Source organism: Pseudomonas phenolilytica (assembly GCF_021432765.1).
Classification (GTDB): domain Bacteria; phylum Pseudomonadota; class Gammaproteobacteria; order Pseudomonadales; family Pseudomonadaceae; genus Stutzerimonas; species Stutzerimonas phenolilytica.
The window spans coordinates 1,220,095-1,242,332 of record NZ_CP058908.1 but is presented as its reverse complement, the minus strand read 5'-3'; the positions used below and the strand labels follow the sequence as shown (position 1 = coordinate 1,242,332).

Below are 22,238 nucleotides of genomic sequence, written 5' to 3'. Positions count from 1 at the left end.
TCAATAAGGAAGGCAATCGCAGCCGGTGCTGCGGCCGGGCTTCAAACCCGGTTGGGGGCGGCAGCCGTTCCCGGGTGGGTTCGACTCCCACTGCCTTCCGCCATTGTCCTGCCCCGCCAATTCCGCCTAGCCAAGCACATATGCGGCAGTTTGCCGCACCTGAGATGTCAAAACGCCATCGCAGGCGAATGCGAAATTCATCACAATCGTCTTTTTATCTTTCCAGGGACAGGAGAGTCGCGGTGAGCAACCCACCCGACGAGCGCCGCACGCTGCATGCGCTGCGCGATCATATCGATTGCCTGCTGGCAGCCGGGGCGTCGCTGACGGGCCGGGATCCGGTGCAGCTGAGTCTGCAGGGCCGCACCCTCACGGTTCGGCACGGCATGCTGGTCAACGAGAATGGCCATCAGGACCTCATCGAGATGCTGGCCGGGCAGGAATGGGCGAACACACGCACACGAGATCTGGCGATCGATATCTGCATCAGGCAGCTCGATCACTCGATCCAGCAGAACAGCCTCAGGGTTCGCCACTGCTCAGAACCAGACGAAGCCTGACACGGGCAGCCGCCACCCGCGCTGATTTCACTTCCACTGCAACGCCTGTACGTGGACGTTGGCCGGGTCGAAATTGTCCAGGCGCATACGCTCGGCGATGGCAGCCAGCGCCGTCTCGCCTTGCGGAAACTGGTCGCGTATCGCCGGCCAGTCCAGCGGCTGCAGGCGCGCCATCCAGCCTTCGCCATAGCAGTCCCGGTTGATCAGGCTGGGCCGTTCGCGCAGCGCTTCGTTCACGGCGAGCAGCTCGCCGGTCAGCGGGCTGCGCGCCGAGGCGGCGGCCTTGGCGAATTCCACTACGCCGAAACCACGGTCGCGCTCGATGCGCATGCCAACGCGCTTGGGGGTGAAGGCGAAGATCTGTCCGTAGAGCGCACAGCCGTATGCCGTGAGGCCGAGCGTCACGCTGCCGTCGTCTTCCTCGCGCAGCCACAGGCTGTGCTCGGGGGCGTAACGCAGGGTGTCGGGAAACTCCAGGCCATGCAGATTCATAGGGTCAGGACTCTTTCGTATTCGAGGATCATCTGCGCCAGCTCGCCGCCGCTGGAAATCTCGTCCAGCTCGTCGATTAGCGCGATACCGGTCAGGTCGACGCCGGGCTGACGGCACATCAGCAGCCGCGCACCGGCCAGCCGAGCGTTGCGGATGAAGTGCAGCAGTGGCTCGCCATCGGCCACCGCGCGCAGCGACTCGGCCACGTCGCGGCGGGCCAGCTGCGTTCCTTCGCCCGTGAGGTAGAGCGTCACCTCGGCATCCATGCAGGCCAGCAGCGTGGCGATATGGAACGGCGCGGCACAGCGCGCCGGCGTGCTCGGGCCGCTGGCGACCAGGATCAGGACCCGCTGATTTGCAGGTGCGTGCATGTCACTGCTCCACGTCCGGACATTGAGGCCGGATCGCCGTCCGACACATAGACGGAAACTATCACGACCCTGACCTATAGTTTCAACTTGTTGGACTACGATTGTTCGGTGATGAAAAGGAGATCGCGGCATGCTCGCTTCATTGCTTCCGACCCTGAAAGACCTTCAGCTGCCGTTGCGCCTGCGCCTGTGGGACGGCAGCGACATCGATATCGGACCGTCCCCGTCCGTCACCCTGGTGATCCGCGATCCGCAACTGGTGGCGCAACTGGCGCGGCCGAGTCTCGATCTGCTCGGTACCGCCTATGTTGAGGGCCTGATCGATCTGCAAGGTCCGGTCGATGAGGTGATCCGCATCGGCGACACCATCACCCGCGTGCTGGGCGAGGACACTCTGCCGCTGCCGACGCGCGAGGCCCACGACAAGGCCACCGACGCCGAGGCCATTTCCTATCACTACGACCTGTCCAACGCGTTCTACCAGCTCTGGTTGGACCGCGACATGGTCTACTCCTGCGCCTATTTCGAAACCGGCGACGAGGATCTCGAACAGGCGCAGCAGGCTAAGCTGCGCCATCTGTGCCGCAAGCTGCGGCTCAAGCCTGGCGAACGGCTGCTGGATGTCGGCTGCGGCTGGGGCGGGCTGGCGCGCTATGCCGCCCGCGAGTTCGGCGTTCAGGTACTTGGCATCACGCTCAGCCAGCAGCAGCTGGAGCTCGCTCGCGAGCGGGTGGACGCCGAGGGGCTGGCCGGGCAGGTGACGCTGGAGCTGATGGACTATCGCGACCTGCCGCGTGATGGGCGTTTCGACAAGGTGGTCAGCGTCGGCATGTTCGAGCACGTCGGCCTCGTCAACCTGCCACTGTACTGCCAGCGCCTGTTCGATGCCGTGCGCCCGGGCGGGCTGGTGATGAATCACGGGATCACCGCCCACCACACCGATGGCCGGCCGGTGGGCCACGGCGCCGGCGAGTTCATCGACCGCTACGTCTTCCCGCACGGCGAGCTGCCGCACCTGGTAAATATCAGTGGCTGCATCAGCGAGGCGGGGCTGGAAATCGTCGATGTGGAAAGCCTGCGCCTGCACTACGCACGCACGCTGGAATTCTGGAGTGCACGCCTGGAGGCCAACCTGGAGCAGGCGCGGCAACTGATTCCCGAGCGCGCGCTGCGTATTTGGCGGCTGTATCTGGCCGGTTGCGCCTATGGCTTCCGGCACAACTGGATCAACCTGCATCAGATCCTCGCCAGCAAGCCGCATGCGGATGGTTCGCACGAGCTGCCCTGGAGCCGCGCCGACCTGTATCGCTGAGCGATCATTCGACGGAACGGGCCGGACCTGCGTCGCCGACATTTACTCTACTATCGCCCGATATCCCGAGCGAGCGTCCATGTTCAGCCCATTCCGCCATCTGCGCGTCATCCTCATCGTTGCGCTGATTGTTCTCGGCCTGCTGCTCAGCATGCACTGGGCGGGGCGCCTGGCCGAGCAGCGCGCCTTGCTCGAACGCAGCCAGGAGGCACGCGGCCAGCTGGAGCTGTATGCCCAGGCCATCCACACCCAGGTCGAACGTTTCCGCTCGGTGCCGGCGCTGCTGGCGCTGGACAGCGATATCCAGGCGCTGCTGGCGGCACCCGACGATCAGCACCTGCGCAAGCAGCTTAACCGACGCCTCGAACAGCAGAACCAGGCCGCCGGCTCCTCGGTGCTTTATCTGCTCGATCGCAACGGCGACACCCTTGCGGCCAGCAACTGGCGTGAATGGAGCAGCTTCGTCGGCAACAACTATGCGTTTCGCCCCTACTTCAGCGACGCCTTGCAGCGCGGCAGCGGCCGCTATTTCGCGGTCGGCGTCACCACCGGCATCCCCGGCTACTTTCTCTCCAGCGCGGTGAAGAACGCCGCCGGCGAGGTAATCGGCGTGCTGGTGGTCAAGCTGGAACTCGAGGACATGCAGCGCGAGTGGGTCGGGCAGCCGGGCATCCTGCTGGTCGCCGACTCGCTGGACATCGTCATCCTCAGCAACCGCCCGGCGTGGCGCTTCAGCCACCTGCGCCCGCTCAGCGACGCGGTGCGCAGTCGCCTGGTGGCGGCACGCCGCTATGCCGAGCAGACGCTGCGGCCGCTCTACAGCGAACAGCTCGAGCGCATCGACGCGCATGGCGACCGGCGCCGGGTCGAAGGGCCGGACGGCCGCCAGGATTACCTCTGGCAACGCCTGCAACTGCCGCAGGAGAACTGGACGCTGCATCTGCTGCTGGAACCGCAATCGGCGATCGCCAGCGCGCGCAGCTATCGTCTGGCCGCCGCCGGCGTGTGGATGACCCTGGCCTTCCTGCTGCTCTACCTCGCCCAGCGGCGCAAGACGCGGCGCGTCGAACAGCGCAGCCGCAACGAGCTGGAGCGCCTGGTGGCCGAGCGCACCCGCGAGCTGCACACCGCCCAGGACGAACTGGTGCATGCCGCGCGCATGGCGGCGCTGGGGCAGATGTCCGCCGCGCTGGCGCACGAAATCAATCAGCCGCTGACTGCGCTGCGCATGCAGCTGGCCAGCCTGCGTCTGCTGCTCGACAGCGGCCGCGATGCCGACGTGCGCCAAGGCCTCGGTCATGTCGAAGGGCTGCTCGAACGCATGGCCGCGCTCACCGGCCATCTGAAGACCTTCGCCCGCAAGAGCCCAGCCGGACTACGCCAGCGCCTGCGTCTGGCCGAGGTGCTGGAACAGGCGCTGCAGCTGTTGGCGCCGCGCATTCGCGGCGAGCAGGTCGAGGTGCAACGGCAGATTCCGCCCGAGGCGTGGATCGAGGGCGACGCCATCCGCCTCGAACAGGTGCTGATCAACCTGCTGAACAACGCCCTGGACGCCATGAGCGGACAGCCACAGCCGCGTCTGCGCATCGACTGCCAGCGCCGCGGCGACAGCTGGCAGCTTTGCGTCGCCGACAATGGCGGCGGCATCGGCGGCGAGCATCTGGAGCAGGTATTCGAGCCGTTCTTCACCACCAAGCCGGTGGGCCAGGGGCTTGGCCTCGGTCTGGCTGTCTCCTACGCCATCGTACGTGACTTCGGCGGCACCCTCGCGGCGCACAACGACGAGCACGGCGCCGTCTTTACTCTGACCCTGCCGGCTGCCGAGGTCGGCGCGACCGCGTAAACTGCCGCCGCCGGGCAGACGAGGAGCGAAGCATGGGCGCACAAGTAGTCTTCATCGACGATGAAGCGGCAATTCGCCAGGCGGTGCAGCAGTGGCTGGAACTGTCCGGCTTCGAGGTGCGCACCTTCGCCCGCGCGCGCGAGGCCCTGGTCGTCATCGACCGCGACTTTCCCGGCGTGCTGATCAGCGACGTGCGCATGCCCGATCTCGACGGCCTCGGCCTGCTCGAACAACTGGTCGAGCTGGACCCCGACCTGCCGGTAATCATGGTCACCGGCCACGGCGACGTGCCGATGGCAGTGCAGGCACTGCGTCAGGGCGCCTACGACTTCATCGAAAAGCCCTTCACCCCCGAGCGCCTGCTCGACAGCGTGCGGCGCGCGCAGGAGAAGCGCCGGCTGGTCTGCGAGAACCGCCAGCTGCGCGAACAGTTCAACCGCCGGGGACGCATCGAATCGCAACTGCTGGGTGTCTCCCGCGCGATGGAAAACCTGCGCCGCCAGGTGCTGGAGCTGGCCGGCACCGATGTCAACGTGCTGATCCGCGGCGACACCGGCAGCGGCAAGGAGCAGGTGGCGCGCTGCCTGCACGACTTCAGCCCGCGCGCCAGCGGCCCGTTCGTCGCGCTGAACTGCGCGGCGATCCCGGAGACCATCTTCGAGAGCGAACTGTTCGGCCACGAGAGCGGCGCCTTCACTGGCGCGCAGGGCAGGCGCATCGGCCGCATCGAACATGCCGCCGGCGGCACCCTGTTCCTCGACGAGATAGAGAGCATGCCCCTGGCGCAGCAGGTCAAGCTGCTGCGCGTGCTGCAGGAAAAGACCCTGGAACGCCTGGGCTCCAACCGCAGCATCGAGGTCGACCTGCGGGTGATCAGCGCCGCCAAGCCGGACCTGCTGGACGAAGTGCGCGGCGGACGTTTCCGCGAAGACCTACTGTACCGCCTGAACGTCGCCGAATTGCACATCCCGCCGCTGCGCGAGCGCCGCGAGGACATCCCGCTGCTGTTCGAGCACTTCGCCCACCAGGCCGCCGAACGCCACGGCCGCACCGCGCCGGCGGTATCGCCCGGCGAACTCGCACGCCTGCTCGCCCACGACTGGCCCGGCAACGTGCGCGAACTGATCAACGCCGCCGAACGCCACGCGCTCGGCCTCAGCGCACCGGCGCCGGCCAGCCGGGGCGGCCAGTCGCTCGCCGAGCAGATGGAAGCCTACGAGGCGCAATGCCTGCACAATGCCCTGCAGCACTGCAAAGGCAACATCGCCGAGGTCATGGCCGTGCTCCAGCTGCCGCGCCGCACGCTCAACGAGAAGATGCAGCGCCACGGCCTCAGCCGCAGCGACTACCTGCCGGCTGGTAGCGACGACCGCAGCAGCGGAATCCCCTCGTGACCGCGTGGTCACAGCCTCGCTCAACCACCCGATTTCCGAGAACGCACATGCCCATCGACATCCAACGCATCGACATGGATCAACTGGTTTGCTGGCGCATCCGCCGCGGCGACGCCGAGCTGCTGGTCGCCGAGCAGGGCGCGCAGGTGCTCAGCTATCGCCAGAGCGACGCGGCGCCGCTGATCTGGCTCAGCGAACAGGCGGAGTTCAAGCAGGGCCAGTCGGTGCGCGGCGGCGTGCCGATCTGCTGGCCGTGGTTCGGCGATCTGGCGCGTAATCCGCCGGCGGTACAGGCGACTTACCAGAGCGAGCAGCCCGCCCCCTTCCACGGGCTGGTACGCGCGCTGCCGTGGCAACTGGCCGAGCAACGTTGCGAGGGCGATGTTGCGCTACTCGAGTTCCGTTGCGCGCAGGCGCAGGAGCGACTGCCGGGCTGGCCCCATGCCGTCGAGCTGACGCTGCAGATTCGCCTCGCCGATCGGTTGCGGCTGACGCTAACCAGCCACAACCGCGGCGACCGGCCGGTTGCCATCAGTCAGGCACTGCACAGCTACTTCGCCGTCAGCGACATCCGTCAGGTCGAGGTCGAAGGCCTCGACGGTCGGCCCTATGTGGAAACCCTGGCGGATTGGGAGACACGTCGGCAGCAGGGCAGCCTGCGCTTTTGCGGGGAAACCGACCGCATCTACCTCGACCTGCCGGCGAGCCTCAGCGTGATCGATCACGGCTGGAACCGCCGCATTCTGCTCAGCAGCAGCGGCTCATCGTCAGCGGTGCTGTGGAATCCGTGGATCGACAAGGCGCGGCGTCTGTCGAGCTTCGCCGATGACGCCTGGCAGCGCATGCTGTGCATCGAAACGGCGAACGTCCTCGGCGATGCGTTCGAACTGCAGCCTGGCGAACAGCATGCGATGTCGGTGGAAATCCATTCGCACAACGACGCGCTATAACAAACTTCGCCGGCATTCCGTGATGTAGTGGCCGTTTACTTGTAAGTGATCGGCCATATGTAACGAGCATATCTCGCACATTCAAAGTTACACGGAACCAAACAATCGGAACCTGCTTTCCAATTAGTTCCATCGCACCCCGATCAATCTTTTCCAATGTTAGTCGGGTCACACTTCTCGCCTTGAATGGCCCCTTTCATACGCCTAGGATGCCCACCCCATGAGGCCGCTGCGCAACTAATTGCGCAACGTGAAGTGCGCAAGAATTTGCGCAGCCTACTCGCGGAGTGTTCCTGAACATATATAAGGTGCACTCCAGAAGTTCACGGATAGAACTTGAGCGTCACGGAAGACCCCATGCATTCCAGCGCACTTAGCCAGCATTATCTGGAACTCGCCAGAAAGCCGGTCAATGACAGCAATTTCGCCGGTGACGATATTCGTTACAGCAGCGAGTTCGAGTCGTTGGAAGCCGAACTGGCCAAGGCCGGAGCACTGCACCAGACCACCGGTATCGACTGGCAGAAGGTCCGCGAAGGCAGCGAAGTGCTGCTCGCTTCGCTGTCCAAGGACCTGCGTGCCGCAGCCTGGCTGACCTGGAGCCTGTTCCAGCGCGAGTCCTTCGCCGGGTTGCAGGCCGGCCTGAGCGTTCTGCACTACCTGTGCAGCCATCACTGGGACGAGCTGCACCCACGCAAGCCACGCACCCGCGCCGCCGCGATCAACTGGCTGCTGCCGCGCCTTGAACAGACCTTTTCCGAAGACGTGCCGGTCGGCGAACAGCTGCCGCTGTTTCGCAGCCTCGCCGAGCAACTGCATGCGCTGGAGCAATGCCTGTCCGACCATCTCGGCGAAGACGCACCGCTGCTGCTGCCGCTTTGCCGCCAGCTCGACGGCATGGTCAAGCGCGCCAGCTCGGGGCAACCGCAGCCCGGGACAGTCGGCGCAGCCATCGCCCAGGTGAAGCAGGTCGCCAGCCAGGTCTTCGCCCCCGGCTCACCGATCGAGAACGACAAGGAAGCGCTCAAGGCCCTGCGCAACCTGCAGGAGCAGGCGCGCCCATTGACCGCCTGGTGGCTCAAGCAACGCACCAGCGATCTGCGCCCCTTGCGCCTGGCGCGAACCCTGCTCTGGCTGAGCATCGACAGCCTGCCCGAGCACAACAGCGAGCAGATCACCGCGCTACGTGGCGTACCCGCCGACAAGCTGGCCAGCTACCGCGAACGCTTCGCTCAGGGGCAGTACGCCGACCTGCTGGTGGACCTGGAAAACAGCACCGCGCGCGCGCCGTTCTGGCTGGACGGTCAGCGCTTGGCCTGGGAGTGCCTGCAGGAGCTGGCAGCCGAACAGGCCATGCGCGAGGTGGAGATTCAGCTCGCGCTGTTCCTGCAGCGCCTGCCGCGCCTGGAGGAGCTGCGCTTTCACGACGGCACCCCGTTCGCCGACGCCGAAACCCGCGCCTGGATCAGCGGCCAGGTCATGCCCCATGTACAACCGGCCACGGCCACCAGACAGGAAGAACCGCCTGTCACCGGCACCGCACAACCGAGCTGGGAGCTCGCGCTGCAAGAAGCCGTTCCGCTGTTGCGCAAAGAAGGCCTCAAGCCTGCCGTGCAACAGCTCAAGCAGGGCCTGGCTCGCGCCCGTGGCGGCCGTGAGCGATTTTTTTGGCAACTGAGCCTCGCCCGCCTGTGCTACCAGGCCAAGAAATACGAACTGGCCAAAACCCAGCTCGAAGCACTCGACCAGCAGCTCGAGGCCAGCGGCCTGGGCAGCTGGGAACCCGATCTCGCCCTCGAGGTACTGCGCCTGCTGCACAGCTGTTGCGAGCTGCTGCCGCAGAACCACGCCGTGCGTGAAAGCAAGGATGAGATTTACCGCAGGCTGTGCCACCTCGATCTCGAAGTGGTGCTGGACTAACCGCAAAGGAGAACACCATGGCCAAAGAAGGCTCGGTTGCACCCAAGGAACGCATCAACGTCACGTTCAAGCCGGCCACCGGCAACGCTCAGGAAGAGGTCGAGCTGCCCCTCAAGCTGATGGTGCTGGGCGATTTCACCCAGCGCGCCGACGACCGCAAGATCGAAGACCGAAAGCCCATCGCCATCGACAAGAACAGCTTCGACGAGGTCCTGGCCAAGCAGGAGCTGAACCTGACCTTCGGCGTGCCGAACCGCCTGCAGGACGAGCAGACCGATGACGAACTGGCCGTGCAGCTGCGCATCAATTCGATGAAGGACTTCAACCCGGCCAATCTGGTCGAGCAGGTCCCGGAGCTGAAGAAACTGATGGAACTGCGTGACGCTCTGGTCGCCTTGAAAGGCCCGCTGGGCAATGCCCCGGCCTTCCGCAAGGCCATCGAAAGCGTACTCGCCGACGACGATTCGCGTGACCGCGTACTCGGCGAACTGGGCCTGGCGGCCAAAGAGAAGCTGGACGCCTGATATCACCGACAAGGAAGCACATCTACATGACCACTAGCGCAGCCGCCGTCGAGCACGGCAACCACCTCGCCGAAGGCGGCATCCTCGACCGCATCATCGCCGAAACCCGCCTGACCCCGGACGACGAGGCCTACGACATCGCCAAGCGCGGCGTCTCGGCCTTCATCGAGGAACTGCTCAAGCCGCAGAACGAAAACGAGCCGGTGAAGAAGGCGATGGTCGACCGCATGATCGCGGAGATCGACGCCAAGCTCAGCCGGCAGATGGACGAGATCCTGCACCACCCGCAGTTCCAGGCCCTGGAGTCCTCCTGGCGCGGCCTGAAACTGCTGGTGGATCGCACCAACTTCCGCGAGAACATCAAGCTCGAGCTGCTCAACGCCTCCAAGCAGGACCTGCTCGATGACTTCGAGGACAGCCCGGAGATCGTCCAGTCCGGCCTGTACAAGCACATCTATACCGCCGAATACGGCCAGTTCGGCGGCCAGCCGGTCGGTGCGCTGATCGCCAACTACTTCTTCGACCCCAGCGCGCCCGATGTGAAGACCATGCAGTACGTCGCCAGCGTCGCCAGCATGTCCCACGCGCCCTTCATCGCCGCTGCCGGCCCGAAATTCTTCGGTCTGGAAAGCTTCACCGGTCTGCCGGACCTGAAGGATCTCAAGGATCACTTCGAGGGCCCGCAGTTCACCAAGTGGCAGAGCTTCCGCGAGCAGGAAGATGCCCGCTACGTCGGCCTGACCGTTCCGCGCTTCCTGCTGCGCAACCCCTACGATCCGGAAGACAACCCGGTGAAAAGCTTCGTCTACAAGGAAAACGTCGCCGGCAGCCACGAGCACTACCTGTGGGGCAACACCGCCTACGCCTTCGCCAGCCGTCTGACCGACAGCTTCGCCAAGTTCCGCTGGTGCCCGAACATCATCGGCCCGCAGAGCGGCGGCGCAGTGGAAGACCTGCCGCTGCACCATTTCGAAAGCATGGGCGAGATCGAAACCAAGATCCCGACCGAAGTGCTGGTTTCCGACCGCCGCGAGTACGAGCTGGCCGAGGAAGGCTTCATCGCCCTGACCATGCGCAAGGGTAGCGACAACGCCGCGTTCTTCTCCGCCAATTCGGCGCAGAAGCCGAAGTTCTTCGGCAACAGCGAGGAAGGCAAGACCGCCGAGCTGAACTACAAGCTCGGCACCCAGCTGCCCTACCTGTTCATCGTCAACCGCCTGGCGCACTACCTGAAGGTGCTGCAGCGCGAGCAGATCGGTGCCTGGAAGGAGCGCACCGACCTTGAACTGGAACTGAACAAGTGGATTCGCCAGTTCGTCGCCGATCAGGAGAACCCAAGCTCCGAAGTACGCAGCCGCCGTCCGCTGCGCGCCGCCCAGGTCAACGTCAGCGATGTCGAGGGCGAGCCGGGTTGGTACCGCGTCAGCCTCAGCGTGCGTCCGCACTTCAAATACATGGGCGCGGATTTCACCCTGTCGCTGGTCGGCAAGCTGGACAAGGAATAAGCATTTGAACGGATACGGCAGCCTCTTCGAACGCCTCGGCGGCGACGCCACGCGGCGCTCCGGCTGGAGCCGCGAAGCCGCGGCGATGGCCTCGGTGGCTGCCCATCTGGCCAAGATGCTCAGCACCCGAGCGGGCAGCGTGCAGACGCTGCCCGACTATGGGTTGCCAGATCTCAACGATATGCGCCTGTCGCTGCACGACTCGCTGCAGCAGGCGCGTATCGCCATCGAGCGCTTCATCGAAGCGTACGAACCCAGGTTGACCCAGGTGCGCGTACTGTCGCTGCCGCGCACCCACGACCCACTGACCCTCGCCTTCACCATCGAAGGCCTGCTGGAAGTGGATGGCCTCAAGCGCCAGGTCAGCTTTTCCGTCAGCCTGGATGGCAGCGGACAGGTCAAGGTCCAGTAAGGAGACAACGGATGTCCGGCAAACCCGCAGCCCGCCTCGGCGACCCTACCGCCTGCCCGCAGACGGGCCACGGCACCAACCCCATCGCCGCCGGCTCGCCCGACGTGCTGTTCGACGGCCTGCCGGCCGCACGCATGGGCGACGCTTCCGCCTGTGGCGGAGCGATGGCCAGCGCGGTAATTTCCAACGTGCTGATCGATGGCAAGCCGGCGGCGGTGGTGGGCAGTGTGGGGAGTCACGGTAACGTGGTGGTGAGTGGGTCGGGGACGGTGATTATTGGTACTAGTGGGAGTGGGGCGGCATTTAAAGCACCGTCTCCACTCACGATCAGTGGGACTTTTGATCGCGCGTTTATGCTGACCACTGCGGAAGGTAGACCCGTTGAAGGACTTGGCTATCGACTGGTTTCGGCCAGCGGTCTCTCTCGCTTAGGCAGCACTTCAAGCGCTGGTGATACAGGCAATTTCTCGACTGGCGCCCAGCAGGAGCCGATCACGCTGTATATCTCGGGGGCCGAGTGATGGAAACCATCATTACTTTGGATGGAGTCAGCCATACCTTTGAGACAACAGATGGTAAAACCGAGCTGAAACTGCAGTCCGAGAGCACTCCGAGCAAAGACCAGAAACCGAAACAGATTCAGGTTCCGACCATATGGCTGATCACCCGCAGAAGCGGATTTCCTCTCTTCGCCGTGCGTCCGAAACAAGGCGAAACGCCATTTCGCATCATCAATGCTGAAAAACTCTACGCAGAGAAAATCCAGTGGTTTGAGCCGTTGGCAGATCATTATCGAGAGCTGATCTGGCAACACCCTGAATCGTCCACTCCAGGCTCTGAGGCCTATACCGCATACAAGCACTTCACTTGGCAGCAGATCATCGACTTCTCCGTCGTAGATCGCTGGTCGATCAGCTTTTCCAAGGGACTTCCCGGGGACTGGAAAGCCAACTCCGATGGCGGGGCCGGCTTTCTGATGGTCATGGTCGATAAACTTCCGTTCTGGACCGATGCCGTCGGACAGATTCCCTTCGCGGTCGACACCTTCAGAAAATATCTCGAAGAGCTACGCGTTAGTCCTGAGGCCATCCGCAAGACCGTGCGTACCGGCATGGAGTATGGAGACGGAAATCCGTTCGCTCCCAATAGCGATCCAACCAATGAATACGACAACTACATGGTGCTGCGTGGATCGCTCTGGGCGTCGGAAAACTTCCAACTAATCGTCACGAAGGAGTTGCTCCAAACACGTGACGTAGTTCGTACCGTCGAGCGGACAAGAACAGTCCACCAACCGGTCTCCTCACGCTATCTCCAGCAACCCATCTCCACCGAATCACTCGCAATCTACGGAGAGTGGAAGAAATGAATCGACAAAAACTCACTGCCCTGACGTGTCACGCCCTGGCATGCTTGCTGTTCCCAATAGCCACCACACTGGGCTTTCAAGCTTTTACGGCCATCTTCGGTGCCACGCAGTCCAGAGGTGTCGCGATAGGTCTGGCGGTCCAGCTTATTTTCGCTGCCTTCGTTATGACCAATGCACTAATCGCCATAACCAAAAACCTGAAGGCAAAGATTGTTCTGGTCAGTGCATTGGTACTGGCAAACCTGCTGTATCTGCTTCCGCAACATCCTCTACGTGCGCTGTTCTTCGCTGGGCTGTCTGGCGGGTTATCGCTTCTGGCTATCTATGCCGCCATGCACTATGGCTCTAAAGCCAAAAGCGCTTGAGATATAGCGACTACCAGCAAGGGACTGCTAATGCACCTCAATCATCAAGACCAAATACCGCCGAACCCCTGGGAAGTATTCCCGGAAGTTGACGCTGGCGGGCTCGGCAGCCTGCAGGGCAATCTCGAACATTGGTGGCAGCACTGCTGGTGGCCGTACTGGCTCAGCCGCAGTCCGCAACAGCGCGCCGAATGGCTTGCTGATACCCGTTACCCGGAAGACTGGCGCAAATACGTTCGTCTCCAGTGCGCGTTCGATGGAATCGACGGAGAACACGTCTGATGTCTTTCAACCACTACTACCAAAGCGAACTGACCGCCCTGCGCCAGCTGGGCAAGCGCTTCGCCGAGCGGAGTCCGGCGCTGGCGCCGTTCCTCGGGCAGGCCGGGCGCGATCCGGATGTCGAGCGTCTGCTCGAAGGTTTCGCCTTTCTCACCGGGCGGCTGCGGCAGAAGCTCGATGACGAGCTGCCGGAACTGACCCACTCGCTGATGCATCTGCTGTGGCCGAACTACATGCGTCCGCTGCCAGCCTTCAGCATGCTGCAGTTCGATCCGCTGAAGCGCCCCGGCCCGGCATTGACGGTGCCGCGCAATACACCAGTGGAATCCAATCCGGTGCAGGGTGTCAGCTGCTGTTTTCGCACCACCTACGCCACCGAGGTGCTGCCTCTGGCGTTGCAGACGCTGGAGTACTCGGTCAAGGGCACCGGTGCGCTGCTCAGCCTGTGCCTGCAGATGAGCGCCGATGGTCATCTCGGCGAGATCGGCCTCAGTCATCTGCGCCTGCACCTGGCGGGCGAGCCCTACATCAGTCAACTACTCTACCTCAGCCTGTTGCGCCACTTGGGTGGCATCGAGCTGGTGCCGCTGGACGACCAGGGCAAACCGTTGACCGGCTCCGATGGCCGGCCACTGACGCCCTTGCAGCTCAACGCCAAGCAGGTCGAGCCGGTGGGATTCGCCGAGGATGAGGCGCTGATCCCCTACCCGCTCAATACCTTCCGCGGTTATCGCTACCTGCAGGAATATTTCGCCTTCCCCGACAAGTTTCTCTTCGTCGACATCAAGGGCTTGGAGATCATTCAGCGCATTCCGGATGACCTGCTCAAGCAGGCCCGCGGCCTGGAGCTGCGCTTCGACATTCACAAGGCCGGCGTGCAGCGCATCCGCCCGACGCTGGACAACGTGCGCCTGTACTGCACGCCGGTGGTCAACCTGTTCCCGCACGATGCCATCCCGATCCGCCTGGACGGCAAGCAGGACCAGTACCTGCTGCTGCCGGCCGAGTACGACGCGCAGCAATGCGGCGTGTTCTCGGTGGACCGGGTCACCGGCTGGAAACCCGGCGGCATGGGCTACGAAGAGTACGTGCCGTTCGAATCCTTCGAGCATGACCCCAGCTTCGATGTGCCGGTGGCGCGCCCGCACTACAGCGTGCGCCAGCAACCTTCGCTGCTGGGCGAAGGCCAGGAAACCTGGCTCAGCTTCGGCCTGCGCAACCTCGACCAGCACGAGACGCTGTCCATCGAGCTGACCTGCACCAACCAGAACCTGCCGCGCCAGCTTAAGCTCGGCGACATCTGCAAGCCCTGCGAAGACACCCCGGAATTTCTCAGCTTCCGCAATATCTCGGCGGTCACCCCGAGCTACGCGCCGCCGCTGCAGCGCGACTATCTGTGGAAGCTGATCAGCAACATGTCGCTGAACTACCTGTCATTGGCCAACGTCGAGGCGCTCAAGGTGATCCTCGAGACCTACGACCTACCATGCTATTACGACAAGCACGCCGAGAACGTCAGCCGGCGGCGCCTCGGCGGCCTGGCTCACATCGCCCACCAGCACGTCGATCGCCTGCATCGCGGGCTGCCGGTGCGTGGCGTACGTACCGAACTGACCATGAACCAGGACGGCTTCATTGGTGAGGGCGATCTGTTCCTCTTCGCCTCGGTGCTCAACGAATTCTTCGCCCTCTACGCCAGCCTCAACTCGTATCACGAGCTGCGCGTGCAGAGCACACAGGGAGAGGTGTACCAATGGACGCCGCGCATGGGTCAGCAACCGCTGCTCTGAAACCGCTCAACCGCGGCATCCGCGAGTACAGCCTGTTCCAGGGTGTGCTGCTGGTGCTCGACCGCCTGCGCCAGCTCAATCCCGGTCTGGATGACGAGGCGCTCTACGAGCGCCTGGAATTCCAGGCCAACCCGAGCCTGGGCTTTCCCGGCAGTGATATTGAGCAGGTGCAGTTCTTCCAGGAGCACGGCGAGTGGCGCGCGCGCCTGCGCATCAACCTGGTCAGCCTGTTCGGCGCTGGCTCGCCGCTGCCGGCCTTCTACGGCGAACAAGCGCTTGGCGACAATGAAGACGGCAACCCGACCCGCGACTTCCTCGACCTGTTCAACAACCGCCTGCAGCGCCTGCTGCTGCCGATCTGGCAGAAGTACCGCTACCGCGCCCGCTTCACCAGCGGCGCCCATGACCCCTTCTCGGAGCAGCTGTTCGCCCTGGTCGGACTCAGCGGCGAGGCCATCCGCAGCGCGCCGGAGCTGAACTGGAAGCGCCTGCTGCCCTATCTCGGCCTGCTCAGCCTGCGCGCGCACTCGGCAGCATTGATCGAATCGGTGCTGCGCTACTACTTCAAGCACGCCGAGTTGAACATCGAGCAATGCCTGGAGCGCCGGGTGGAAATCCTCGGCGAGCAACGCAACCGCCTCGGGCTGGCCAACAGTCAGCTGGGCGAAAGCCTGGTGCTCGGCGAGCGGGTCCGCGACCGCGGCGGCAAGTTCCGCATCCATATCCGCCAGCTGGACTGGAATCGCTTCCACGAATTCCTGCCCATCGGCAGCGGCTACCAGCCGCTCTGTGCGCTGGTGCGCTTCACCCTGCGGGATCCGCTGGATTACGACCTGCGCCTGGAGCTTCGCCCGGACGAGATCCGTGAGCTGCGCATCGGCGCCGACAACAACTGCCGCCTCGGCTGGACCAGCTGGCTCGGACGCGACCGCGCCGACGGCCTGGTCACCCTGGGCAGCAAGACTCATTAAGGAAGATGAAAATGATCAACGTCGACTTACAGCAACTGGTGCAAGCCCTGGATGCCCCCAGTAAACAGGATCTGGAAGGCGCAGCCGAACGCTGCGTGGTACGTGGCGGCAGCAAGGTTCTCGTCGAGGACCTGCTGCTCGGCCTGCTCGAGCGTCCCGATGGATTGCTCAAGCGAGCCTTGCTGGATGCCGAAGTCGATACCGGCACACTGGCGCAGGCGCTGCAACCGCGAGGCGAGCGCAGCGAGTCGCGCAACCCGGTGTTTTCCACCGAACTGGTGCAATGGCTACAGGATGCCCTGCTGGTGGCCAGTCTGGAACTCGGCCAGAGCCAGATCGACCAGGCCGCACTGATTCTCGCGCTGCTGCGCAATCCGCTGCGCTATGCAGGCAGTCATTACCAGCCATTGCTGGCCCGGCTGGATGCCGAGCGCCTGCGCGACTTCGCCCTAAGCCAGCAGCTTCAAGGCAGCACTGGCAAACCTGCCGCCGGTGTGGAGTCGAACCTAGCGCGCTTTACCCACAACTTCACCCAACAGGCCCGTGACGGCAAGCTCGATCCGGTGCTCTGCCGCGACTCGGCGATTCGCCAGATGATCGACATCCTCGCCCGGCGGCGAAAGAACAATCCGATCGTGGTCGGCGAAGCTGGGGTCGGCAAGACCGCTATCGTCGAAGGCCTGGCGCTGCGCATCGTCAGCGGGGAAGTGCCTGCGGCACTGAAGGGCGTCGAGCTGCTCTGCCTGGACCTCGGCCTGCTGCAAGCCGGTGCCAGCGTGAAGGGCGAATTCGAACGCCGTCTGCAGGGCGTGATCGACGAGGTGAAGGCCTTATCCAAGCCGATCATCCTGTTTATCGACGAGGCGCATACCCTGATCGGCGCCGGCGGCCAGGCCGGCAGCGGCGATGCGGCCAACCTGCTCAAGCCGGCACTGGCACGCGGCGAGCTGCGCACCATCGCTGCAACGACCTGGAGCGAGTACAAGAAATACTTCGAGAAGGACCCGGCACTGGCCCGGCGCTTCCAGCCGGTGCAGCTGCACGAGCCGAGCGTTCCGGAAGCCGTCACCATCCTGCGCGGGCTGGCGCCGGTCTACGAAAAGAGTCATGGCATCTACCTGCGCGATGATGCGGTCACGGCCGCCGCCGAGTTGTCGGCACGCTACCTGGCCGGCCGGCAGCTGCCGGACAAGGCCGTCGACGTGCTGGATACCGCCTGCGCGCGGGTGCGCATCAGCCTCGCCGCCGCGCCCGAGGCGCTGGAACGCCTGCGTGGTGAGGTCGCCGAAGGCGAGCGCCAGCGTGAAGCCATGCGCCGCGATCTGGCCGCCGGCCTGCCGGTCGACGCGTCTGTCCTCGAGCGACTGGAGCAACGTCTGTTCACGGCGGGGGACGAAATAGAGCAGCTCGAATCCCGCTGGACCAGGCAGCGCCAGCTCGCCGAGCGCCTGCTCGAGCTGCGCAAACGCACCGCCGAAGCCCGCAGCGATGCAAACGAGGACGGCGAGGCCCCATCGCTCGATGAGCTGGAGGCCGAGCTGCGCACCGTACAGGCAGAACTCGCCGTAGCCCAGGCCGAGCAACGACTGGTCAGCCATGAGGTCTGCCCGCGCCTGGTGGCTGAGGTGATCAGCCACTGGACCGGTGTGCCGCTGACGCAGCTGGCGCGGGAGCACAACGCCCAGGTCGCCAACTTCGCCGCCGATCTGCGCGCCCGGGTGCGCGGTCAGGAACAGGCCGTGGAAGCGCTGGATCGTGCCATGCGCGCGGCAGCGGCCGGGCTGAACAAGCCCGACGCTCCGGTGGGCGTGTTCCTGCTGGTCGGCCCCAGCGGCGTCGGCAAGACCGAAACCGCCCTCGCCCTGGCCGACCTGCTGTACGGCGGCGAGCGTTTCCTCACCGTGATCAACATGTCCGAGTTCCAGGAGAAACACAGCGTTTCCCGCCTGATCGGCGCACCTCCGGGTTACGTCGGCTACGGCGAAGGCGGCATGCTCACCGAAGCGGCGCGGCAGAAACCCTACTCGGTGATCCTGCTCGACGAGGTGGAGAAGGCGGATCCAGACGTGATGAACGTCTTCTATCAGATCTTCGACAAGGGCGTGGCTAATGACGGCGAAGGCCGCGAGATCAACTTCCGCAACACCCTGATCCTGATGACCAGCAACCTCGCCAGCGAGCGCATCGCCAGTTTCTGCAGCGCCGGGCAGCGGCCGACGGCCGAGGACCTGGAACTGGCCATCCGTCCGCAGCTGTCGCAGCACTTCAAGCCGGCCCTGCTCGGGCGCATGCGCGTGGTGCCCTATTACCCGATCGCTGGTGAGGTGCTCGACGAGCTGGTTGCGCTCAAGCTGGCACGCTTCGGTGAGCGCCTGCAGCGTCGCCAGCTGCAGTTCAGCCACTGCCCGGCGCTGGTCACGCACCTCTCCGAGCGCTGCTGCGACAGCGACAGCGGTGCGCGCCTGATCGACCATCTGATCGAGCAGCACCTGCAACCACTGGTGGTGGACCGCCTGCTCGATGCCATGGCCAGTGGCGAGCCGCTGCAGCGGGTGCATGCCACGCTGGATGGCGACGGCGCGCTGGTCTGTGAGTTCGCCTGAGATGTCCGCAATGTTCAATCAGGTGCCACAGCCGCTGCGCTATGCCGAGGCCCTGCTGGGCCGTTTCGCCGGGCTGGCGCGCGCGGCGAACGCCGACAGCCTGCTCGGTGGGCTGGTGGAAACCGCGGCGCAGCTGAGCAACTGCCAACTCAGCCAGCTCTATCTGCTGGACGCCACCCATACCCGCCTGACGCTCTCGGCCGAGTGGCACAACGGCCTGCTACAGCCGCGCGAAGCCACCAGCCTGCCGAGCGATTACCACGGCGAGCAGCTGCTGCAATACTGCCTGTGCCAGAACCAGACCCTTTGCCTCAGCGAACTGGACAGCAATCTGCACGCTTCGGGCTTCCTGCCGGACAGCCCGGCGCCCTGGCGCAGCCTGCTCTGCCTGCCGCTGCAGGACGAACAGCAGCGTGTTGCCGGCCTGCTGCTGACGGCCAGTACCGAATCGCGCGAGCTGCACGGCTTCAGCGGTTCGCTGGCCCAGCTCGGCGCCTTCGGCCTCGCCCAGCTGCATCTGCTCCAGCGCCTGCGTACACCCGGGAGCACCGCACCGCCCGCCGCACCGGTCAGCCCCTGCGCCAGCGGTTACGGCCTAATCGGCGACAGCTCGCGCATGCGTGCGGTCTACCAATTGATCGGCAAGGTGCTGCACAGCCCGGTCAACGTGCTGCTCACGGGAGAAACCGGCACCGGCAAGGAACTGGTGGCGCGCGCCATTCACGATTGCGGGTTTCGCCGCAGCAAGCCCTTCATCGTGCAGAACTGCGCCTCGCTGCCTGAGCAACTCTTGGAAAGTGAGCTGTTCGGCTACCGCAAGGGCGCCTTCACCGGTGCCGACCGCGACCGCAGCGGCCTGCTCGATGCGGCGAACGGCGGCACGCTGTTCCTCGACGAGATCGGTGACATGCCATTGCTGCTGCAGGCCAAGCTGTTGCGCGTGCTGCAGGAAGGCGAAGTGCGCCCGCTGGGCTCCACCGAAACCCACAAGGTCGACGTGCGCATCGTTGCCGCCACCCACCGTGACCTGCGCAGTCAGGTGGAAAACGGGCTGTTTCGCGAGGATCTGTTCTACCGCCTCTCGCACTTCCCCATCGAACTGCCGCCGCTGCGCGAGCGTGAAGAGGACATCCTGCGCCTGGCCCGGCATTTCGCCGACAAGGCCTGCGCGTTTCTCCAGCGCGATCTGTGTCGCTGGTCCGACGCCGCGCTCGAGCGTCTGGCAGGCTATGCCTTCCCCGGCAACGTGCGGGAATTGAAAGGGCTGGTGGAGCGCGCCGTGCTGCTCTGCGAGGGCGGTGAGCTACTACCGGAACACTTCAATCTGCATGTGGAGGCGAGCCTGGACAGCAGCCTGAACCTGCGCGAACGCATGGAGCGGGTCGAACGCAGCCTGCTCATGGATTGCCTGCGCAAGAACGGCGGCAACCAGAGCCAGGCCGCCCGCGAACTCGGCCTGCCGCGGCGCACGCTGCTGTATCGCATGGAACGGCTGAATATCAGCCCGGCCGATCTCTGATGCAGCACGGACGCCCAGGCACGCGCCGCATCGGCGCCGACATCCGCAACCGCGCGGGCATATCTGACCGTCTGCGCGTTTCGGCAGCATCCGGCGGGTGTTCTGTGAACCGGATCACCTGCCAGACACCACAACTGAACTTCAATGTGCCGCCCGTGTCGCGCCGCCAGGCGCACCTCGCTCCCCACACACGACTTCAAGGAGGAAATCGCGTGCCCGTGCGCTATTACGCCCTCGTTTCGCTCATCGCCGCCGCGCTGCTCGCCGGTTGCACCGGCAACTACAGATTCGACGATGACCACTATCGCCCGCTGGGTGATCCGCAAGCCTTGAATCGCGGCCAGTAACCGCAAGGAGCGACACGACCATGGAACTGGTCTTCGATATGGTAGGCGCCCAGCAATTCGTGCCTGGGCTGCTGACCACCAAAACCTTCAAGCAGGCCGGCGGCGTGATCGGCCGGGCCGAAGGTTGCGACTGGGTGATCCCCGATCGCAAGCGTGTACTTTCCGGACGCCACGCGGTGATCAGCTATCGCGACGGCGCCTTCTTTCTCACCGATACCAGCAGCAACGGCATCCAGCTCAAGGACAGCGGTGCCAGCCTGGTCAAGGGCCAGCCGCAGCGCATCGAGCATGGCAGCGTCTACTGCCTGGGCGACTTCGAGATCCGCGCCCGGCTGATCCAGGATCCGGCGCTGTTCGAAGGTGACATCGGTCGTCCGCTGCCGGCCGGCAGCATCATCCCCGACGATGCCTTCCTCGACCTCGATCCGCTGATCGCGATGGAACAACAGGAGCGCATCTATGCCGAGATCGACGACCTCGACCTCGCCCTGGTAGCGCCACAGCGCCAGGCGCAGCAACAGCGCGACTACGCACGCATCGACATGGAAAGCCTGCCGTTGCCGGAGCTGGTCATGCCGCAGGCAGCACCGCAAGCCAAGGGCGAAGCCGAGCCCGAACGACTGCCGCAGGGGTTCTGGGCGCGTTTCGGCGAGGCGCTGGGCATCGATCTCGACGATCTCGACGAGGACCAACGCCAGGCCTTGGCGCTGAATGCCGCCCGCCTGCTCAAGCAAAGCGTGGCGGGCCTGCAGCAGAGCCTGCGCACCCGCAGCGAGCTGAAGAACGAGCTGCGCCTGGCGTTGACCACTGTGCAGAGCGCCGGCAACAACCCGCTCAAGCACAGCGCCGATGCGAGCGAGGCCCTGAACGCCCTGCTGCGCGGTGGCAAACCCGGCCAGCTCAGCGCCGAACAGGCCGTCGGCCGCGCCTTTCGTGATCTGCAGGCGCATCAGGTGGCACTGCTGGCGGCCAGCCGCGCCGCCGTTCACGCGATGTTCGAGCAGCTGGCACCAGAACAGCTCGCGCTGCGTTTCGAACGCGAAGGCCGCAAACCGCTGCTCGCCACCGCCGGCAGTCGCTGGCGCGCCTATCGCCGCCTGTATCACAGCCTCGGCCAGGATGCCGACTGGAGCGAACGCCTGTTCGCCCGCGACTTCGCCAAGACCTATGAGGAGCAAGTGCGCCTGATCGCCACGCTCGATTCAACCCATCAAGGATGATCCCATGCCTCGTCGCATCACCCTGGCCATGCTGGCCTCGCTGCTCGTACTGGGCGGCTGCTCGGCACTGTCGCCGTACTCCAAGCTGACCAAGCTCGACCTCGAGCTGCACGGCAGCGACCGTCTCAACCCCGACCTCAACGGCCGGCCTTCGCCGATCGTGCTGCGCCTGCTGGAGCTCAAGCATCCAGTGGCGTTCGAAAACGGCGACTTCTTCGCCCTCTACCAGCGGCCCAAGGAAGCACTGGCGCCAGACCTGGTGACCTCCGAGGAACTGGAACTGCGTCCCGGCGAAAGCCGTGAGCTGAAGCTCTCCGTGCAGGACGGCAGCCGCTACGTCGGCGTGCTGGCCGCCTACCGCGACCTGCCGGAAGCCAGCTGGCGCTACGTCATCGCCGTGCCGCCGCAAGAGCGCACCCGCATCGCCCTGAGCCTGGACGAGCGTGGCATCGCGCTGTTCGACCCGCTCGCCGAAGAAGGAAAATAAGC

The 22,238-nt window shown here is 64.6% G+C and carries 22 protein-coding genes and 1 tRNA gene; 21 read left to right on the top strand and 2 right to left on the bottom strand.

The window, feature by feature from the left end; translation table 11 throughout:
- Positions 1-7: 7 nt before the first annotated feature.
- Positions 8-103: transfer RNA gene (locus HU825_RS05955), tRNA-Sec, on the top strand.
- 139 nt (positions 104-242) lie between these two features.
- Positions 243-560, top strand: coding sequence for a hypothetical protein (locus HU825_RS05950; protein WP_043298714.1), 318 nt, complete (start codon positions 243-245; stop codon positions 558-560).
- Positions 561-587: 27 nt separating this feature from the next.
- Here the strand turns inward: HU825_RS05950 and HU825_RS05945 are convergent, their stop codons facing one another.
- Both HU825_RS05945 and HU825_RS05940 read right to left on the bottom strand, forming a co-directional pair.
- Positions 588-1,052 carry a glycine cleavage system protein H gene (locus HU825_RS05945; RefSeq protein WP_043298713.1) on the bottom strand — a complete coding sequence of 155 codons (465 nt, stop codon included), beginning with the start codon at positions 1,050-1,052 and terminating at the stop codon, positions 588-590.
- Positions 1,049-1,423, bottom strand: coding sequence for a DsrE family protein (locus tag HU825_RS05940; protein ID WP_008567250.1), 375 nt, complete (start codon positions 1,421-1,423; stop codon positions 1,049-1,051). The genes HU825_RS05945 and HU825_RS05940 overlap by 4 nt, the downstream gene beginning before the upstream one ends.
- Before the next feature lie 130 nt (positions 1,424-1,553).
- On the opposite strand from HU825_RS05940, the gene cfaB reads away from it, so the two are divergent.
- From cfaB to tssJ, 19 genes are all read left to right on the top strand, one after another.
- Positions 1,554-2,735, top strand: a complete 1,182-nt coding sequence (cfaB, locus tag HU825_RS05935) for a C17 cyclopropane fatty acid synthase CfaB (protein WP_054094142.1) — start codon at positions 1,554-1,556, stop codon at positions 2,733-2,735.
- Positions 2,736-2,814: 79 nt separating this feature from the next.
- On the top strand, positions 2,815-4,578 hold the full coding sequence (locus HU825_RS05930) for a sensor histidine kinase (RefSeq protein WP_234303113.1): 1,764 nt from the start codon (positions 2,815-2,817) through the stop codon (positions 4,576-4,578).
- A 32-nt stretch (positions 4,579-4,610) separates the two neighbouring features.
- On the top strand, positions 4,611-5,972 hold the full coding sequence (locus HU825_RS05925; RefSeq protein ID WP_156715949.1) for a sigma-54-dependent transcriptional regulator: 1,362 nt from the start codon (positions 4,611-4,613) through the stop codon (positions 5,970-5,972).
- 47 nt (positions 5,973-6,019) lie between these two features.
- Positions 6,020-6,922, top strand: a complete 903-nt coding sequence (locus HU825_RS05920) for a D-hexose-6-phosphate mutarotase (protein WP_054094145.1) — start codon at positions 6,020-6,022, stop codon at positions 6,920-6,922.
- A gap of 357 nt (positions 6,923-7,279) precedes the next feature.
- A complete protein-coding gene (gene tssA, locus HU825_RS05915) occupies positions 7,280-8,842 on the top strand; it encodes a type VI secretion system protein TssA (RefSeq protein ID WP_234303112.1) in 1,563 nt (520 codons plus the stop codon).
- Positions 8,843-8,859: 17 nt separating this feature from the next.
- The gene (gene tssB, locus HU825_RS05910) at positions 8,860-9,366 is read left to right on the top strand and encodes a type VI secretion system contractile sheath small subunit (protein ID WP_008567243.1); all 507 of its coding nucleotides are present in this window, start codon (positions 8,860-8,862) and stop codon (positions 9,364-9,366) included.
- A gap of 26 nt (positions 9,367-9,392) precedes the next feature.
- Entirely contained in the window at positions 9,393-10,871 is a 1,479-nt protein-coding gene (tssC, locus tag HU825_RS05905) for a type VI secretion system contractile sheath large subunit (RefSeq protein WP_013984440.1), read from the top strand.
- A gap of 4 nt (positions 10,872-10,875) precedes the next feature.
- Positions 10,876-11,283, top strand: a complete 408-nt coding sequence (gene tssE / locus HU825_RS05900; RefSeq protein ID WP_234303111.1) for a type VI secretion system baseplate subunit TssE — start codon at positions 10,876-10,878, stop codon at positions 11,281-11,283.
- 11 nt (positions 11,284-11,294) lie between these two features.
- The gene (locus HU825_RS05895; protein WP_234303110.1) at positions 11,295-11,804 is read left to right on the top strand and encodes a PAAR domain-containing protein; all 510 of its coding nucleotides are present in this window, start codon (positions 11,295-11,297) and stop codon (positions 11,802-11,804) included.
- On the top strand, positions 11,804-12,652 hold the full coding sequence (locus HU825_RS05890; protein WP_054094148.1) for a hypothetical protein: 849 nt from the start codon (positions 11,804-11,806) through the stop codon (positions 12,650-12,652). Before HU825_RS05895 ends, HU825_RS05890 begins: the two co-directional genes overlap by 1 nt.
- Entirely contained in the window at positions 12,649-13,017 is a 369-nt protein-coding gene (locus HU825_RS05885) for a hypothetical protein (RefSeq protein ID WP_054094149.1), read from the top strand. Before HU825_RS05890 ends, HU825_RS05885 begins: the two co-directional genes overlap by 4 nt.
- Positions 13,018-13,047: 30 nt before the next feature.
- Entirely contained in the window at positions 13,048-13,299 is a 252-nt protein-coding gene (locus HU825_RS05880) for a hypothetical protein (RefSeq protein ID WP_146029391.1), read from the top strand.
- A complete protein-coding gene (gene tssF / locus HU825_RS05875) occupies positions 13,299-15,089 on the top strand; it encodes a type VI secretion system baseplate subunit TssF (protein ID WP_234303109.1) in 1,791 nt (596 codons plus the stop codon). The genes HU825_RS05880 and tssF overlap by 1 nt, the downstream gene beginning before the upstream one ends.
- Positions 15,053-16,060: a type VI secretion system baseplate subunit TssG gene (gene tssG / locus HU825_RS05870; RefSeq protein WP_234303108.1), complete on the top strand. Its 1,008-nt coding sequence runs from the start codon at positions 15,053-15,055 to the stop codon at positions 16,058-16,060. Before tssF ends, tssG begins: the two co-directional genes overlap by 37 nt.
- 5 nt (positions 16,061-16,065) lie before the next feature.
- Positions 16,066-18,663 (top strand): type VI secretion system ATPase TssH, encoded by a 2,598-nt coding sequence (gene tssH / locus HU825_RS05865; protein ID WP_234303107.1) that lies wholly within the window; start codon positions 16,066-16,068, stop codon positions 18,661-18,663.
- A gap of 10 nt (positions 18,664-18,673) precedes the next feature.
- The gene (locus HU825_RS05860; RefSeq protein ID WP_234303373.1) at positions 18,674-20,182 is read left to right on the top strand and encodes a sigma-54-dependent Fis family transcriptional regulator; all 1,509 of its coding nucleotides are present in this window, start codon (positions 18,674-18,676) and stop codon (positions 20,180-20,182) included.
- 245 nt (positions 20,183-20,427) lie between these two features.
- Entirely contained in the window at positions 20,428-20,529 is a 102-nt protein-coding gene (locus HU825_RS05855; protein WP_411912487.1) for a type VI secretion protein, read from the top strand.
- A 20-nt stretch (positions 20,530-20,549) separates the two neighbouring features.
- Positions 20,550-21,749, top strand: coding sequence for a type VI secretion system-associated FHA domain protein TagH (gene tagH / locus HU825_RS05850; protein ID WP_234303106.1), 1,200 nt, complete (start codon positions 20,550-20,552; stop codon positions 21,747-21,749).
- A gap of 4 nt (positions 21,750-21,753) precedes the next feature.
- Complete coding sequence (gene tssJ / locus HU825_RS05845) at positions 21,754-22,236, top strand: type VI secretion system lipoprotein TssJ (RefSeq protein ID WP_014595380.1); 483 nt, start codon at positions 21,754-21,756, stop codon at positions 22,234-22,236.
- Positions 22,237-22,238: the final 2 nt, after the last annotated feature.